General features: G+C 67.7%; 16 protein-coding genes. 8 read left to right on the top strand and 8 right to left on the bottom strand.

Annotated features, from left to right (window positions below):
* The first annotated feature begins 145 nt into the window (after positions 1-145).
* Entirely contained in the window at positions 146-1,000 is an 855-nt protein-coding gene (locus tag ASG75_RS08825) for an OmpA family protein (RefSeq protein WP_056388026.1), read from the top strand.
* A 164-nt stretch (positions 1,001-1,164) separates the two neighbouring features.
* Here ASG75_RS08825 and ASG75_RS08820 read toward each other — a convergent pair whose 3' ends face one another.
* The 5 genes from ASG75_RS08820 to ASG75_RS08800 all read right to left on the bottom strand — a co-directional run bounded on the left by ASG75_RS08820 (position 1,165) and on the right by ASG75_RS08800 (position 6,903).
* Positions 1,165-2,775, bottom strand: a complete 1,611-nt coding sequence (locus ASG75_RS08820; protein WP_056388025.1) for an MFS transporter — start codon at positions 2,773-2,775, stop codon at positions 1,165-1,167.
* A gap of 165 nt (positions 2,776-2,940) precedes the next feature.
* The gene (locus ASG75_RS08815; RefSeq protein WP_056388022.1) at positions 2,941-3,270 is read right to left on the bottom strand and encodes a hypothetical protein; all 330 of its coding nucleotides are present in this window, start codon (positions 3,268-3,270) and stop codon (positions 2,941-2,943) included.
* Between the two features lie 87 nt (positions 3,271-3,357).
* A complete protein-coding gene (locus tag ASG75_RS08810) occupies positions 3,358-4,026 on the bottom strand; it encodes a glutathione S-transferase (RefSeq protein ID WP_056388020.1) in 669 nt (222 codons plus the stop codon).
* A gap of 37 nt (positions 4,027-4,063) precedes the next feature.
* Positions 4,064-5,935 (bottom strand): family 43 glycosylhydrolase, encoded by a 1,872-nt coding sequence (locus ASG75_RS08805; RefSeq protein WP_082547540.1) that lies wholly within the window; start codon positions 5,933-5,935, stop codon positions 4,064-4,066.
* Between the two features lie 50 nt (positions 5,936-5,985).
* The gene (locus ASG75_RS08800) at positions 5,986-6,903 is read right to left on the bottom strand and encodes an arginine deiminase-related protein (protein WP_056388015.1); all 918 of its coding nucleotides are present in this window, start codon (positions 6,901-6,903) and stop codon (positions 5,986-5,988) included.
* A gap of 287 nt (positions 6,904-7,190) precedes the next feature.
* Between ASG75_RS08800 and ASG75_RS08795 the strand changes: the two genes are divergently transcribed.
* Positions 7,191-7,493 (top strand): DUF3247 family protein, encoded by a 303-nt coding sequence (locus ASG75_RS08795; RefSeq protein ID WP_056388013.1) that lies wholly within the window; start codon positions 7,191-7,193, stop codon positions 7,491-7,493.
* Positions 7,494-7,495: 2 nt separating this feature from the next.
* On the opposite strand, the gene ASG75_RS08790 is transcribed toward ASG75_RS08795, so the two are convergent.
* The gene (locus tag ASG75_RS08790) at positions 7,496-8,692 is read right to left on the bottom strand and encodes an acyltransferase (RefSeq protein WP_056388011.1); all 1,197 of its coding nucleotides are present in this window, start codon (positions 8,690-8,692) and stop codon (positions 7,496-7,498) included.
* Between the two features lie 145 nt (positions 8,693-8,837).
* Here ASG75_RS08790 and ASG75_RS08785 point away from each other — a divergent pair, with 145 nt between their 5' ends.
* The 3 genes from ASG75_RS08785 to ASG75_RS08775 all read left to right on the top strand — a co-directional run bounded on the left by ASG75_RS08785 (position 8,838) and on the right by ASG75_RS08775 (position 11,038).
* Positions 8,838-9,701, top strand: a complete 864-nt coding sequence (locus ASG75_RS08785; protein ID WP_056388009.1) for a LytTR family DNA-binding domain-containing protein — start codon at positions 8,838-8,840, stop codon at positions 9,699-9,701.
* A gap of 72 nt (positions 9,702-9,773) precedes the next feature.
* A complete protein-coding gene (locus ASG75_RS08780; protein WP_056389208.1) occupies positions 9,774-10,502 on the top strand; it encodes a hypothetical protein in 729 nt (242 codons plus the stop codon).
* 77 nt (positions 10,503-10,579) lie between these two features.
* A complete protein-coding gene (locus tag ASG75_RS08775) occupies positions 10,580-11,038 on the top strand; it encodes a DUF6491 family protein (RefSeq protein WP_056388007.1) in 459 nt (152 codons plus the stop codon).
* Between the two features lie 3 nt (positions 11,039-11,041).
* Here the strand turns inward: ASG75_RS08775 and ASG75_RS08770 are convergent, their stop codons facing one another.
* Together ASG75_RS08770 and ASG75_RS08765 are read right to left on the bottom strand one after the other, a co-directional pair.
* On the bottom strand, positions 11,042-11,863 hold the full coding sequence (locus ASG75_RS08770; protein WP_056388005.1) for a ferritin-like domain-containing protein: 822 nt from the start codon (positions 11,861-11,863) through the stop codon (positions 11,042-11,044).
* Between the two features lie 128 nt (positions 11,864-11,991).
* Positions 11,992-12,408, bottom strand: a complete 417-nt coding sequence (locus ASG75_RS08765; RefSeq protein ID WP_056388004.1) for a universal stress protein — start codon at positions 12,406-12,408, stop codon at positions 11,992-11,994.
* A gap of 280 nt (positions 12,409-12,688) precedes the next feature.
* Between ASG75_RS08765 and ASG75_RS08760 the strand changes: the two genes are divergently transcribed.
* The 3 genes from ASG75_RS08760 (at position 12,689) to ASG75_RS08750 (ending at position 14,264) form a co-directional block, all read left to right on the top strand.
* Entirely contained in the window at positions 12,689-13,147 is a 459-nt protein-coding gene (locus tag ASG75_RS08760; RefSeq protein ID WP_056389205.1) for a hypothetical protein, read from the top strand.
* A 113-nt stretch (positions 13,148-13,260) separates the two neighbouring features.
* Complete coding sequence (locus ASG75_RS08755; protein WP_056388002.1) at positions 13,261-13,791, top strand: peroxiredoxin; 531 nt, start codon at positions 13,261-13,263, stop codon at positions 13,789-13,791.
* Entirely contained in the window at positions 13,791-14,264 is a 474-nt protein-coding gene (locus ASG75_RS08750) for a hypothetical protein (RefSeq protein WP_056388000.1), read from the top strand. The genes ASG75_RS08755 and ASG75_RS08750 overlap by 1 nt, the downstream gene beginning before the upstream one ends.
* The last annotated feature ends 13 nt before the right edge of the window (positions 14,265-14,277 follow it).

Here is a 14,277-nt window from a genome sequence, read left to right as displayed (position 1 = left end):
TTTTCACCTCCGCTGCACCCGGCGCAGCGTGCGGCCACTATATCCTGCAGGGCGTGGGGGGAGCCGGTGATGGGCGGCGACTGCTTCGACGATACCGCTCCGCGGGGCGATGTCCGGCAGTCACTCGACACATGAGGGATGGGCCATGCGAACCCTACGTCCGTACGTTTACCTCCTTGGCGGCGCCGTCGCGCTGACGCTGGGCGGTTGCCACAAGGCGGCCATCCAGCCGACTCCGCCGCCGGCAGCGGAGCCGCAGGCGGCACCCGCCGTTCCGGTGCAGCAGAGCCTGTCGGCCGATGCGCTGTTCGCGTTCGGCAAGGCGCAGCTGAAATCCGCCGACAATGCCGAGCTGGATGCGCTGGTCGACACGCTGAAGGCCGCATCGCAGATCGACTCGGTGCAGGTGCTGGGCTACACCGACCGGATCGGCAGCGAGCAGGCCAACCAGAAGCTTTCCGCGCAGCGCGCCGAGGCGGTACGCGACTACCTGGTGGCGCATGGCGTGCCGGCCGGAGTGATCCGGACCGAAGGCCGCGGGGCGGCCGATCCGGTGGCCGACTGCCCGGACCGGAAGGGCAAGCTGCTGATCGCCTGCCTGGCACCGAACCGCCGCGTCGTCATCAATACCACCATCAGCGATGCCGTCAGCGCAGCCCCCGTCGCCGTCGCGCCGGGCCAGCGCAGCGTGACCCGCACGGTGTGGATCGGCCCGCATACGGTGCCCTGCGACGCCGACAACTCGGGTCGCTGCTACCGCGTGCGCGAAAGCGAGAACGGCCCGTGGAGGAACTGGCATGGCCGCATCCAGGACTTCGATTATGTCGAGGGCTACGACTACGAACTGGTCGTCAATGCGTACCGTTCGGATGTGAAGCTGGAGGACGAGTCCAGGGATCCGGCTTCGCATTCCCGCTATGTGTTCTCCAACGCCAGCGGCCCGTTCGTGGTCTGGGTGCTCGACCACGTGGTGAGCCAGAAGCTGCATCTTGGTCGCTGAGCCCTCGCGCAGCCCGCAGCGAAAACCGGGATGCGGGCGGCCGGATCACAGGGTCCTGTCGTCCGCGCTTGCGGCAACCGTGTCATCGCCGAAGCGCCGAAAGGATGTCAGTCGCGCGATCAGGGAATACAAGCTCGACCGGGGCAAGCCGAACCTGCTGACGGTCAGTCGGACAGCGCGTCCTGGATCGCCTCCAGGCCGTGGCCGCGGGTCTCGATGCCGCGGCGCGCGAGCATCCAGCCGGCCACCGCCATCGGTAGCGCAATCAAGAGTGCCGACAGCATGAAGTGCCCGAACAGACCGGACACGCCCAGCACGGCGCCGAGGATGCCGCCGAATTTCGAACCGCCGGCGATCAGCCCTGCACCGGTGCTGCGCAGGTGCACGGGGTAGATTTCCGCCGCATACGGAATCAGCGTCGCGATCACTCCGCTGATGCTCAGCAGCAGGACCACCGTGCCGGCGGTGGTGAGCGCCGTCGAACGCAGGTCGGCCAGGTCGATCGCGAAGAAGAACAGCAGGTCGAGCGCGGTCAGTCCGATGAACAGCACCAGCGTGCGGATGCTGCTCCAGCGCTGGTAGAACCACACCACCACGCCGATCCCGGGCAGTGCCAGGATCGCCGAGCGCGCCAGCAGCGCGGCGCTGGCCTGCGCGTCGATGCCAAGCGTGACCAGGTTCGCCGGCAGCCACAGCAGGAAGCCGAAATTCGCCAGGCCCCAGGCGACCGCGCACATCATCAGGCCCCAGGTGATCGCCGCGTGCCGGCCGCGCAGCAGCTGGCGCATGCCGATGCGCGCGGACGCATCGCGCTGCGCGCGCAGCACATCGCTGGCGTGGTGGGCGTGCGCAATCATCGGCCCGGCGCTGCCCGAGAAACGCTGCAGCACCGCACGTGCCTGGTCCTCCAGTCCGGCCAGCGCGAGGAAGCGCGGCGACTCGGGAATGTAGCGGTTGAGGAACACGATCAGTGCGCCGGTGGGCAGGTTGAGCAGCCACAGCGCACGCCAGCTGTAAGTCGGCTCGAACAGCGTGGCCGCGCCCGAGGCGAGCAGGTAGCCGGCCGAGGTGCCGACGCCGCCCAGCGCCACCAGCAGCCAGCCGCGGTGCCGGGTCGGGATGGTCTCGGCCATCAGGGTGAAGGTGATCGGCAGCATGCCGCCGGCGGCGGCGCCCATCATGAAGCACATCACCAGGTTCCAGCCGAACGACGGCATCGCGCCGCAGATCGCGGTGCCCATGAACATCAGCGCCGACAGCAGGATGGTGGCGCGCCGGCCGAACAGGTCGCCAAGCCGACCCCACACGATCGAGCCGACCACGGTACCGGTCAGCGCCGACAGCGCCAGGAATCCGACCGTCGAGCCGCTGATTCCGTATTCGGTCGCCATCCCCGGCATCGCGAAGCCGATCGTGGCCGGTTTCATCACGTCCACCGCCAGCGCGACGGTCAGCACGGTCACCAGCTTCCAGTGTTCGCGATTGAGCGGCACATGGTCGGCGGCGTGGAACGGCAGCGGGCTGCGGTCGGGGTGCAGGGTGCGCCGCATCTGCTCCATCCGCGGCATCAGGCCATAGCCGGCGAGCAGCACGCCGAGCGGCACCAGCGCCATGCCGGCCAGCATCAGCGTGTCCATCGGCATGCCGACGAGGCGATAGTGCATCGGCGCGGCCATGGCCAGCATCGGCAGGTGCGCCAGCACGCCGGCGATCACCGCGGCACAGCCAAGCCAGAACGCCACCGGGTGGTGGAAGGTGAGGTCTTTCGAACGCATGGATCGGCCGGATTGACTGCAGGGAGCCAGCTTAGCAGCGGCGGCCGTCCCGGATGGAGTGCGCCGGTGGGGCGGCCGTCCCGCAGGCCGTTTGGACGGCCGAACAAAAACCCGCCGATGGCGGGTCTTGCTGGTGTGCCGGCGCCGCTTGTCGCCCGGACCCGGTCAGTCGTCGTCGCTGCGGAACGCGCGGCGCAGCAGCAGGAACGCACCGATCGTGCCGGCGACGATCGCCAGCGTGGCGGCCGGATGACGGTTCACCTGGCGGCGCAGCCGGCGGTAGTGGTAGTTCGCCTCGTCGGCAAAGTCCTCGGCGGCCCGGCTCAGCTGCTCGCCGTAGGCGGCACGCTTGCCGAAGCGCTCGTGGATGCGGCGGCGGCCGCGTTCGAGCAGGTCCCTGGCGCTGCTGCTGGCGCCGTCGGCGTAATGGCGTGCGCGTTCGCCGGCACGTTCGGCGGTGTCGTGGAGCTGGCGCTCGATATCGTGTTTGCGCATGGGGCTTCTCCTCTGCGTCTGGCCTTGCAGGCTGCCAGCCACGTCGTGAGTGAGGCGTAAACAGTGCCCGCCCGTGCGCGGTTTCGTTCAGCCAAGCCGGTACTCGCCGCCTCGCTCCAGCGCGCGCCGGTACGCCGGCCGGGCATGGATGCGCTGCAGGAACGCCGACAGGCGCGGGTAGCCCGCGTCCAGCCCGCCGCGGGCGGCGAACGCTTCCAGCGGAAAGCTCAGCTGGATGTCGGCAACGCTGAACGCAGTACCGGCAAACCATTCGCCGTCGCCCAGCTCGCTTTCCAGATAGTCCAGGTGCAGCTTCAGTTGTGGATCGACGAAGCCGTGTTGCACCTTGCGTGCGATGCCCTTCGCGACAGGTTTCGCGAAGAACGGCATCGGCGCCGCCGCGACCCGCCGGAACACCAGTTTCAGCAGCAGCGGCGGCATCGCCGAGCCTTCGGCGTAGTGCAGCCAGTAATTGCAGCGCAGCCGTACGGGCGTGCCGTGCGCGGGAATCAGTGTGCCGGCGGCGTAGCGGTCGGCCAGGTACTCGACGATCGCACCGGATTCGGCCAGCACGAGCCCGCCGTCGCTGATTACCGGCGACTTGCCCAGCGGATGCACCGCGCGCAGCTCCGGCGGCGCCAGCAGGGTTTTTGGATCGCGCTGGTAGCGCTTGATCTCGTACGGCACGCCGAGTTCTTCCAGCAACCACAGGATGCGCTGCGAGCGCGAGTTGTCGAGATGGTGGACGGTGATCATGCGCGCATCAGAACGTACGGCCGGCGCCCGCGCAAGCTCAGGGCTCCAGCGTGGCCATCTGCGACAGCGTCGACACGCCATGCTCGTCGAAGGCTTCCACCGCCACGACGTATTTCACGCCCTTGTTCAACGAGCGCAGGGTCAGTCGCGTCGGCCGGTCGGCGAAGCGCTGGTAGGTCTCGTGCAGGCGGTCGGCGGCCAGTCCCCAGCGCACGTTGTAGCCCACCGCGCCGGGCACCGGCTTCCACACGATCTCGGCATCGCGGGTATCGGCCAGTCGGCGCGCGGAGAGCAGCACCGGCGCGGGCGGTGGCGGGCCGTCGGCGTTGCCGAACACGCGCAGGTCGGAGATCGCCAGCGTGTGCGCGCCGACGTGACCGTGCACGTAGCGCACGTAGCGGATACGCGCTGGATGGTCGAGTTCGAGATAGGCGTTCGGCCGGTCGCGCGTTTCGTGCGAGAGGTCGGCCAGCGTGCTCCACTGCCGACCGTCGACCGAGCCCTCGAGGCGGAACCGGGTGACGATGTCGGGCGCGTCGCCGTAGCGGCCGGACTGGTAGTCGGCGTAGTTCACCTGCACCGCGCGCACCGTGCGCAGGCCGCCAAGGTCGAGCGTGAGCGTCTGTCCGGCGGTGTTGTTCGCGGCAACCCAAAACGTGCGCGGATTCTCGTCGGTCACCTCGGACGGCGGATGCTCCGGCCGTTGCGACGAGGCCTGCGCGGTCTTGCGATACGACAGCAGCATCCAGCCGGTGAATGTGCTCTCGCCTTCATGCAGCGGATGATCGGGCATGCGCTGCGGGAAGTCGCCGAAGCGGGTGTCGACCCACATCTGGCCGTCCGCGTGGAAGCCGGCGGGGAACAAGTCGATGCGCCGCTCGAATCTCCAGTTCAGGCCCACCCACATGGTGCCGCTGTTCCACCAGTTGCCATGCGCGTCCTGGAACGTGGAACCGTGGCCGGCGCCGACGGCGAAGCCGCCGGGCTTGTAGCCGACCGGGTTGTACGGCGCATAGGTGAATGGTCCGAGCGGCTTGCTGCCGACGTACACGCCGGTGGCATACACGTTGTATTCGGTGCCGGGCGCGCCGTACTGCAGGTAGTAGCGGTCGCCATGCCGGTTCATCCAGGCGCCCTCGACGTAGGGCGCGATACTGGTGTCGGTATGGTCCTGGCCGAAGCGCTCCCAGCCGTGTGCGGCCGGATCGGCCTTGAGCAGGGCGACCGGCTTCGTGACGAAGCGCATGCGCTTGCCTTCGCCTTCGTCGGCGTGGTCCAGCGCCAGGTCGATCTGCGCGCCGTGCAGCGGGAAGACGTTGGAGGAATCCCAGTACAGATAGGTCTTGCCGTCTTCGTCGCGGAACAGGCCCGGATCCCACGGCCCCGGCGGCAGGTCGCCCGGTTTCATCGCGCTCTCGTGGCCGGACCACACCGCGCCCGGCACCGCCGGCAGCAGGCGCGTCCAGAACTGCCAGTGGCCGTGCGCGGGGTTGGTCGAATACAACAGCGGCTTCGGCTCCATCGCCGCCTGCATCAGGAACAGCTTGCCGTCGGCGACCAGGGTGGCCGGCGCCACAGGGCCGTCGAACGGCCAGCGATCCGGTTGCACGAACTGCCAGTGCACCAGGTCGGTCGAATGCCAGTAGCCGTCAGCCAGCGTAAGGAACAGGTAATAGCCATCGCCGTAGCGCACGATCGCGGGATCCGCGCCGGTGCGGTACGAGACGCCCTCGTCCATCTGCTCGTAGTTGTAGCGATAGTCGAGGTCGACCGGGTTGGCCCAGGTGCGCCCGCCCGCCGGCGTGGCGGCCGTCGCGCCCGGGCCGAACAGGCTGGCTGCAAGTGCGACCAGGCAGAGCGTCCGCGAGCGTCGCCGGCGTGATGTCGATGGCTGGAAAGTCGACGGCATCCACGGAGGATGCACTCCGGTTGCCGTCGGTGCAACGCATGGCGGCGGTTTCAGTAAATCTCGCCCACGCAGCAACGCAGGCTGCCGCCGGCCTTCTCGATTTCGCCCAGCTCCACGGCGCCGACCGCGAAGCCGTAGCCGGCCAGGGCCTGGCGCTGGCCGTCGGTCAGCGTGGCGGCGGCGCGGGCGCTCATCCACACGCGGTCGTCGGACAAGGTGATCGCGTTGCCGGCAAACGCCTGCTTCTGCGCCGGAGTCAGCCAGATCGCACGGTCGCCGTAAGCGTGGGCGATCGCCTGCGCCGCGGCCGCATCGCGGAAACCGTCGACGGCGATGATCGCGGCGCGGCTGGCCAGCAGGGTCAGCACCACGTTGGAGTGGTATTCGGTTACGGCCAGCTCGAAGCAGTACGTCAGGCGCAGGTCGAACGCCTTGTGCATCGCCTGCGCGCCGGCCATGTCGCAGCGCTCGCTGAGGCCGCAGTAGCCGACGCCGCGGGCACGGTCGATGATCAGCGAACCAGTCAGCTCGGCGACCAGATCGTGGCAGCCGGACAGGTCGATCTCGTCGTAGCCCAGCAGATCGCCGAAGAACGCACGGATGTCGCTGCGCTCGGCCTCGCGCTGGCGCACGGGGTGGCGCATGCGGCCGACGATCAAGCGGCCCGGCGCGGTGGCGAACACGTTGTTCGGAAACACCGCATCGGGCGTCGCCGGGTTGCCGGGGAAGGTGATCACCGGCACGTCCGCGCGCAACGCCTGCGCCAGCGCGCTGTGCTGGGCCAGCGCCTTGAGCGGGTCGACCGTGAGGTTCATGTCCATGTAGCGGTTGTCGCGCGCCGATTCCTCCGCCAGGGCGAATTCGGCGGGCGCGACCAGGAACGCCGCCCGTGCGGTCGCCGCGGCTTCCGGCAGCGGCGCCAGCGCGGCGTAGGCTTCGAGGAAGTCGGTGGGTGAAGTGGTGAGCATGGGACGGTTCCGTGTGCCGGCTGACCTTCAGAGGATATCCGCTGCCGGTTCGCCGCGCGCAGCCTCTTCGGCATGCAGCCGCCGGCGCCAGGTCGGGAACAGCGCCATCCACAGCGCCACCACGACCAGCGTGCCGACGCCGTCGCACGCGGCAAGAGCGCCGGTGGCACCGGCCGTAAAATGCCGGCAGGTACGTCGACTGTTCAGCTGCCAGACGGGTGAATTGACATGCTCTTACGGTTTTGCCGGCTAGCGTGACGACACGCTGGTCATTCGAGGCGAATCCCATGAACAGGCAGGCGAAACGCGTCTATACCGATCAGGCCAGCATCCGAAAGCTTGAGTCGCTGGTCGATCAACTGCCGGCCAACGGCCATGTGGTGCTGTTGCTGAAGGACGGCAGCAGTTGCGATGGCGTGATCATCACGCGGCCGAACGTGCAGGTGTTCAGCGATGGCGACGAGCGCGAAGGCATCAACGCCACCGTGCAGTTGGAACGGCCCGACGTGCCAGAGTGGAGCCGGCAGGTCCGGCTCGATCAGATCGTGCGTGTCGAACACCTGGATTCGTGCATGGCCAGCGAAAGCTGAGCTCAGGCCAGATCGTCGGCCAGCTGCCGCGTCGTGGCAGCGGTCGGCGGGGTGCGCGAAGGCGCCGCGTCGAGCCCGAACAGCGGCCGCAGCCAGTGCACGCGACGGATCACGCACTCGTGCAGCAGCGCGCAGCCGCCCACCGTGGCCAGCACGATCAGCGCCGGCTCGGCGACCGGCCCCAGCCCCAGCGGCATCAGCCGCCAGGCGAACAGCAACAGCAGGCTCTGGTGCAGCACGTACCACGGATACACCGCCTCGCGCGCATATGGCAGCCAGCGGAACGGGCGGTTGAGGCAGGCGTGGCCCCAGCCCAGCACGGCGACGATCGCGATCCACAGGTAGGCGTAATGCAACGCGCGCACCATCAGCCACAGCGATGCCGGTGCGGAATCGGGCAGTGCCTTGATGCCAAGCAGGTACAGGGCGAAGCAGCCCACCGCCAGCGGCAATGACAGCCGGCGCAAGCGGGCCAGTTCCGCCCAGATGCCTTCGTCGGTACCGAGCAGGTAGCCGTAGAGAAACACCGTGGCGTAGATCGCATGCGCATACCAGTCGCCCCACAGCGCGCCGGTCACGGGGTAGCGGTCCGCCAGCAGCACGTTCCATAGCAGCAGCGGCAGCGCCGGCAACAGCAGCAGGGATGTGCCGCGCAGCTTCAGGCAGGCCGCGCGCACACGTTGACCGCGGCGTGATTCCAGTAGCGGCAGCAGTGCCAGCAGAAGCATCGTGTAGACCCACAGATACGGCAGGTACCACAGGTGATTCCAGGTGAAGCCGTACTGCCAGCCGGTGAACGCGCCGGCCGGCCACGGCCCGCCGGTCCAGTAGCGCAGCAGGAAGTGGCTGAAGCCCGGCTCGACCAGCTGGTTCGACAGACCCTGCACGTAGGGCTGGATCGGAATCACCACCAGCATGCCGAAGACCAGCGGCAGCAGCAGGCGCAGGCTGCGCTTGCCGGCCAGCCGGCCGAGGCTGCCGCGTCGGCGCATGAAGTTCACCGCCAGCCCGGAAACCAGGAACAGCAGCTCCATCCGCCAGCGGTTGAGGAACAGCATCGGGTACTGCAGCCATTCGGCGGTGTGACTGCTCTTCAGATGGAAGTCCCAGCCGGCCACGTACAACATGGCGGCGTGATAGAGCATCAGCAGGCTGAAGGCGAGGACGCGCAGCGCGTCGATATCGTGGCGGCGGTTCATGGCGGCATTCCCGTGCGTGAAAGTGGCTCCAGCCTGGGTTGCCGTGCATGGCCTGTCCTGCCCGAAGTGATCGTCCGCCAGGCCGTGGTGACGAATCGCGGTCGGCAGGGACGAATGGCGGGACGAGTTGGGTAAACTCCGGTGGATGGGCACGACTCCCGGTTTCGACATCTACCAGCGCTGGCGGCGGCCGTTAGAGATTGGTGCCTGGCTGCTGCTTTTTGCGCTGAATGCGATCTTCAACAGCGTTGTCTCGCGGATCGACCATGCCGGCCGGGTCGCTGCGTGGGAGCCGTGGGTGTGGGAGTGGAGCAGCACGCTGATATTGCTGGCTCTGCTGCCGGCGGTGATCGCCGTCGAGCGGCGCTGGCCGATCCGCCTCGACAGCTGGCGGCGCAACCTGCCGCTGCACGTGCTGGCCAGCCTGCCGTTCAGCCTGCTCCACGTCGGCGGCATGGTCGCGTTGCGCAAGCTGGTCTACGCCGTCAGCGGCGGACACTACCGGTTTGGGCCGTGGTGGCCCAATTTCGGCTACGAGTACCTCAAGGACATCCGCGCCTATTTCGTGATCGTCGGCACGCTGGTGCTGTATCGGCTGTGGTTGCTGCGCCAGCAGGGCGAGGCACGGCTGCTGGCCGAGCCGGACGAAGGCGCGCCGGTGGAACCGGTGGAGCGGCCGGAACGCTTCCTGGTGCGCAAGCTGGGCAAGGAGTTCCTGCTCAACGCCAGCGAGATCGAATGGCTGCAGGCGTCGGGCAACTACGTGAACCTGCACGTGCGCGGGCGCGACTACCCGCTGCGCGCCACCATGGCCGGGATCGAGGAGCGGCTGGACCCGGCGCGCTTCGTGCGGGTGCACCGCAGCCATTTCGTCAACCTCGATTACCTCGCCGAGATCGAGCCGCTGGAAAGCGGCGACGCGCGATTGCAGATGCGCGACGGCGCGAAGATCCCCTGCAGCCGACGCTACCGCGCCGCGCTGCGCGAGCGCTTCGGCCAGGCGGATTGAGAGCCGGTGCGGTTGCGCGGCGACCGCGGATCGTTCCAAGCTAGCGGCTTGTTCCCGCCAGGTATGCCGCCGATGAATCGCGCTTTTCCCCGTTGTGCCGTGATGGTTTTCTGCGCCGCCTGGATGCTTGCCGGCTGTTCGCAACAGGGCAGCGCGCCGACGGCCGGGCAGCAGCAGGCTCAGGCGCAGGCGGCCGATGCGGCGCGCAACCTCGATACGTATCGGCAACTGCTGCGCATCGGCAACGACGAGATGGCGGTGTCGATGGGCAAGGACATCGTCAAGCGGTTTCCCGACAGCGACGCCGCGAAGGAAGTGCAGAAGACCTTGCCGGCGATCGAGAAGCGCTACACCGAAGCCAGCGAAAAGAACCGCCTGGCCGGGCTGTGGCTGTACCAGGTGGCGCCGATGGCCGGCGGCACGCAGTCCACCGCCACCATCGAGAACAGCCAGCCGGCCGGCGGCGAGCGCGTGCGGCTGGTGCTGCGCCGGCATACCAGCTGGGGTCAGAGCGTGTTCCTGTACGGCAGCAAGCCCGGCTTCGTCTGCCGCGGCAATTGCACCATCGCCACCACGGTCGACGGCAAACCGGTGCGGATCAAGGCGTTCGCGCCGTCCACCGGCGAGCCGGCGCTGATGATCCGCGACGACCAGGCTTTCATCGGCATGCTGCGCAAGGCGAAGAAGATCGACATGGACGTCACCCTGGTCGACGGCGAGAAGAAGCAGACCCTGGTCTACGAGGTGGGCGGCTTCGACCCGGCGAAGTGGGTCGCCGTAGGCAAGGGCGGCAAGAAATAGCTTGTTCGCGCCGGGCGGCGTCAACCGAAACGGCGCCCATGCGTCTGGACAGAAGAGTCTCCATCGAGGACCGCATCATGTCCAAGTCACCCCTGATCCCTGCCGGCGCGTTGATGCTTGGCCTGCTGTGCGCGGGCTGTTCCAGCGTGCCTTATGCACAGCGCGCGAGCGAGCGCCAGGCCGCCTATGCGGCGGCGGCCGGCGCGCCGGTGCGCAGCTTCAACTTCTTCAACCTGTACTCGTGGGAGCCGCTGAGCGATACCGAACTGGCCGTCTACACGCAGCCGAACAAGGCGTGGCTGCTGGATCTCGGCGGCTGCCAGGAGCTGCTCTTCGTCAACAGCATCGGACTCACCTCCAACATCAACCAGGTGATGGTGGGCTTCGACAAGGTGCTCACCGGACGTCACAACTTCCCCTGCACGGTCACCCGGATCCGCCCGATCGACGTGAAAAGCCTGAAGCTCGCGCAGCAGAAGCAGCGGCAGATCGAGCGCGCGGCGCGCAACGCGGACAAGCCGGCAGCCGCACAGTGAGCGTCAGTGCAGGAACAGCTTCTCGGTGATCTTCGCCAGCGGCTTTTCCAGTGCACTTTGCAGCCGGGCCGGCAGGTCCAGCGGCTTGAGCAGCATCTTCACCGTCATGCCGGCCGGGATGTGCCGGCGCAGCAGTCCCTGCGCGCGGTCGCTGATGCGGCGGAACTCCGTTTCGTTGCCCAGGTGTTGCGGGTAGCACTGGTTGAACACGTGGCGCAGCGCGATGTCGCTGTCCTCGCTCTTGATCTCGTTGACCCGGCGCAGGATCGCGCGGAACACCTTGTAGCGGCCGAAACCCTCGCGCTCGCGATACAGTTGGTAGTGCTGGTAGAAGTGCTTGTAGTGGCGCACCTCGTCGCTCTTGATGTGGTTGGTCAGCTGCTTCAGCACCGGCTCGCCGGTGATCTCGTTGAGCGCGCGGTACAGGCTGGCGGTGCCGGTCTCCACCACACAGCGCGCGGCCAGCTCCAGCCCGCGGCAGGGTTCCAGTTGCTCGGCCGTGCACACCGCGCCGTACTCGTTCCAGAACGCCTGGAAACCCTTGTCCCAGTCGAACTCCGGCCAGACCTTGCGCACGTAAGCAGCCAGCGCGCGGCCGTGCTGCAGTTCCTCGTGTTGCCAGTGCTGGCTGAGCCAGCCCTGCAAATCCTCATCGTCGGCGAAATGGTCGATCAGGTTCTGCGTGTACAGGTCCGAGCCGCTCTCGACGAACGACGAACTGCACAGCAGGAAGAACAGATCCTCATCGTGGCGCACGCGAGCGACCTCGATGCGGTCGAGGTCGATGCTTTCCAGGGTCCAGGGCAGGGCGGTGGAATAATTCAAGCGGATTTCCTGTACGGCAACGGAAGCCAGGTGGCCTGTTTCCACGTGACAAGCTGATGACACAGGATACGGCCTGATCGCCGCAGCGGATTAACGCGGGCCGACTTGCCGTTCGACGAAGCCGCTTCTCAGCGCACCACCGTCACCGGCACGTGCGCACGCGCCAGCACGTTACCGGACACCGAGCCGAGCAGCCAGCGGGCGAGCGCGCCGCGTTCGGTATGGCCGATCACGATGTGGTCGACGCCGTGCTGCTCGATCTGGCTGAGCAGCACGTCGCCGGGGCTGCCCAGGGTCAGTTCGACGTCGATCAGGTCGGCCGCATCCGGCACGATCGCGGTCAGTTCCTGCAGCAACTCCTGCACGCGCTCGGTGCCGGTGTCGGCGATCATCAGGGCGCACGCGTCGGCGCCGCCCTCGGTGACCTGCAGCACCGACACCACGCGCACGCGGCCGTGGCTGCAGCGGGCCAGTTCGACCGCGAACTGGAATGCGCGGCGGGAGGCGTCCGAGCCGTCGTAACCAACCAGTGAATACTTGACCATGGTGCTCCTTCACGTTGCCGGCATCGCCGCCACGCCGAGTCTATGCAGGATGCTCGTCGCGCCACAACCTCCGGGCCGCCGGCTGTGCGTCGGTTGCAGTCTGCACGGCGCTTCGTTATTGCGGCATCAAGGGCGGAAACCTGAACGGCGGTCACGCTCCTGCACGCGACTGTCACGCTGCCCTGCACAACCTGCCGTCACCACGCCACGGATGCCGATGCTTGCGGTGCATCCGCGGCGGCGTGACGAATCCCATCCGCAGAGCTTTGAGGAGACGACGATGATCAAGCGTACTTTTGGAATAGCTGCTCTGGTATTGGCCTGCGCGGGTGCCATGACCGTGCTGCCGGCCAGCAACGCACAGGCCGCCGGAGCTTCGGTGAAATGCGATCTCGTATACAACCTGTCCGGTTGGTCGCTGATCTACAAGCATGCCGAAGGCAGCGGCACGATCACCTGTGACAACGGCCAGCGTGCGAACGTGAAGATCAGCGTGGTCGGCGGCGGCCTCACCGCCGGCAAGTACCACATCGACAACGGCAAGGGCGAGATCAGCAAGGTGCACGACATCGCCGACGTGTACGGCGATTACGCGCAGGCCGGCGCCGAGGCCGGCGTGGTGAAGAGCGGCAGCGCGCAGGTGCTGACCAAGGGCACCACCTCGCTGGCGCTGTCCGGCACCGGCGAAGGCGTCAACCTGGGCGTCTCGGTGGGCAAGTTCACCATCAGCAAGCGTTGATGCCGTTGCAGGCGTGACGAAGAGGGGCGCCGGGTGGCGCCCCTCTTCGTGGGTACGCGTAAACTGTGGCGGTTGCTCCCAGGTTTTCCCCTTCCCCGAACCGGAGATCCGTCATGCGCCGCCTTTCCCGTCTGCTCGTGCTGACCCTGCTGTGTGCCCTGGTCGCGCCGGCGTTTGCCGCCACCCCGCAGGTCGGCGAGACCGCCCCGAGCTTCCGCCTGCAGGACCAGAACGGCCACTGGCGCACGCCGGCCGATTTCCACGACCATTGGCTGGTGATGTATTTCTACCCGAAGGATTTCACCCCCGGCTGCACCACCGAGGTCTGCACGTTCCGCGACGACATCGCGAAGCTGCGCAAGGCCGGCGCCGAGGTGGTCGGGGTGAGCCTGGACGACGTCAAGTCGCATGCCGCATTCGCCGAAAAATACCGCGTGCCGTTCCCGCTGCTGGCCGACTCGGAGCGCAGCGTCGCCACCAGCTATGGCGTGCTGACCTCGCGCATGGGCATGCACTACGCCAAGCGCACCACCTTCCTGATCGACCCGCAGGGCAAGATCGCAAAGGTCTACGTGGACGTCGATCCGGAAAAGAACTCGGCCCAGGTGCTGAGCGACCTGGCCACGTTGAAGGCGGCGCCCTGATGCCGCTGGCGGTGCGCGCCGACCCCGCGCCGGCGCGGCGCTTCTCGGCGTGGGCGGTCGGCCCGTGGGTGCTGCTGCTGTTCGCCGCGCTGGGCTTCGTGCAGTACCTGCGGCATGCTGAGTACATCTACCTGGCTGCCACCTTGCTGGTCATCGTGGCATGCGCCGGTTGCATCCTGCGCCAGGCGTGGGCGCGGCCGGCGCTGCAGGTGTTGGCCGTGCTGCTGGCTGTGTGGGCGCTGGCCAGCGGCGTGCTGATGCTGCAGCAATGGGGCGATTTCGACACCGCCAGGCAGCATGCGCTGGCGCAGCCGCAACTGGGCGAGGTGGCGCTGTGGATGATCGCGCGGGCAGAACGCACCTGGCAGGTCGGCCTGGCGCTCAAGGCCGCGGCGATCCCGCTGCTGCTGTGGCTGGCCTGGCAATTGGGTCGTCCGACGGTGCGCGTGCAGTTCCGTTCGCGGCCACGTTGAGTGAGCAGTTCAG

It is taken from the genome of Rhodanobacter sp. Soil772, from assembly GCF_001428385.1.
Lineage (GTDB): Bacteria > Pseudomonadota > Gammaproteobacteria > Xanthomonadales > Rhodanobacteraceae > Rhodanobacter.
The sequence above is the reverse complement of the archived record's forward strand: the minus strand, read 5'-3'. Positions and strand labels throughout refer to the sequence as shown.

What these genes read in the sequence shown, in the direction of transcription:
- ASG75_RS08825 (WP_056388026.1), top strand. Translation starts at nt 146, where the DNA reads ATGCGAACCCTACGTCCGTACGTTTACCTCCTTGGCGGCGCCGTCGCG.
- ASG75_RS08820 (WP_056388025.1), bottom strand. Translation starts at nt 2,775, where the DNA reads ATGCGTTCGAAAGACCTCACCTTCCACCACCCGGTGGCGTTCTGGCTT.
- ASG75_RS08815 (WP_056388022.1), bottom strand. Translation starts at nt 3,270, where the DNA reads ATGCGCAAACACGATATCGAGCGCCAGCTCCACGACACCGCCGAACGT.
- ASG75_RS08810 (WP_056388020.1), bottom strand. Translation starts at nt 4,026, where the DNA reads ATGATCACCGTCCACCATCTCGACAACTCGCGCTCGCAGCGCATCCTG.
- ASG75_RS08805 (WP_082547540.1), bottom strand. Translation starts at nt 5,935, where the DNA reads ATGCCGTCGACTTTCCAGCCATCGACATCACGCCGGCGACGCTCGCGG.
- ASG75_RS08800 (WP_056388015.1), bottom strand. Translation starts at nt 6,903, where the DNA reads ATGCTCACCACTTCACCCACCGACTTCCTCGAAGCCTACGCCGCGCTG.
- ASG75_RS08795 (WP_056388013.1), top strand. Translation starts at nt 7,191, where the DNA reads ATGAACAGGCAGGCGAAACGCGTCTATACCGATCAGGCCAGCATCCGA.
- ASG75_RS08790 (WP_056388011.1), bottom strand. Translation starts at nt 8,692, where the DNA reads ATGAACCGCCGCCACGATATCGACGCGCTGCGCGTCCTCGCCTTCAGC.
- ASG75_RS08785 (WP_056388009.1), top strand. Translation starts at nt 8,838, where the DNA reads ATGGGCACGACTCCCGGTTTCGACATCTACCAGCGCTGGCGGCGGCCG.
- ASG75_RS08780 (WP_056389208.1), top strand. Translation starts at nt 9,774, where the DNA reads ATGAATCGCGCTTTTCCCCGTTGTGCCGTGATGGTTTTCTGCGCCGCC.
- ASG75_RS08775 (WP_056388007.1), top strand. Translation starts at nt 10,580, where the DNA reads ATGTCCAAGTCACCCCTGATCCCTGCCGGCGCGTTGATGCTTGGCCTG.
- ASG75_RS08765 (WP_056388004.1), bottom strand. Translation starts at nt 12,408, where the DNA reads ATGGTCAAGTATTCACTGGTTGGTTACGACGGCTCGGACGCCTCCCGC.
- ASG75_RS08760 (WP_056389205.1), top strand. Translation starts at nt 12,689, where the DNA reads ATGATCAAGCGTACTTTTGGAATAGCTGCTCTGGTATTGGCCTGCGCG.
- ASG75_RS08755 (WP_056388002.1), top strand. Translation starts at nt 13,261, where the DNA reads ATGCGCCGCCTTTCCCGTCTGCTCGTGCTGACCCTGCTGTGTGCCCTG.
- ASG75_RS08750 (WP_056388000.1), top strand. Translation starts at nt 13,791, where the DNA reads ATGCCGCTGGCGGTGCGCGCCGACCCCGCGCCGGCGCGGCGCTTCTCG.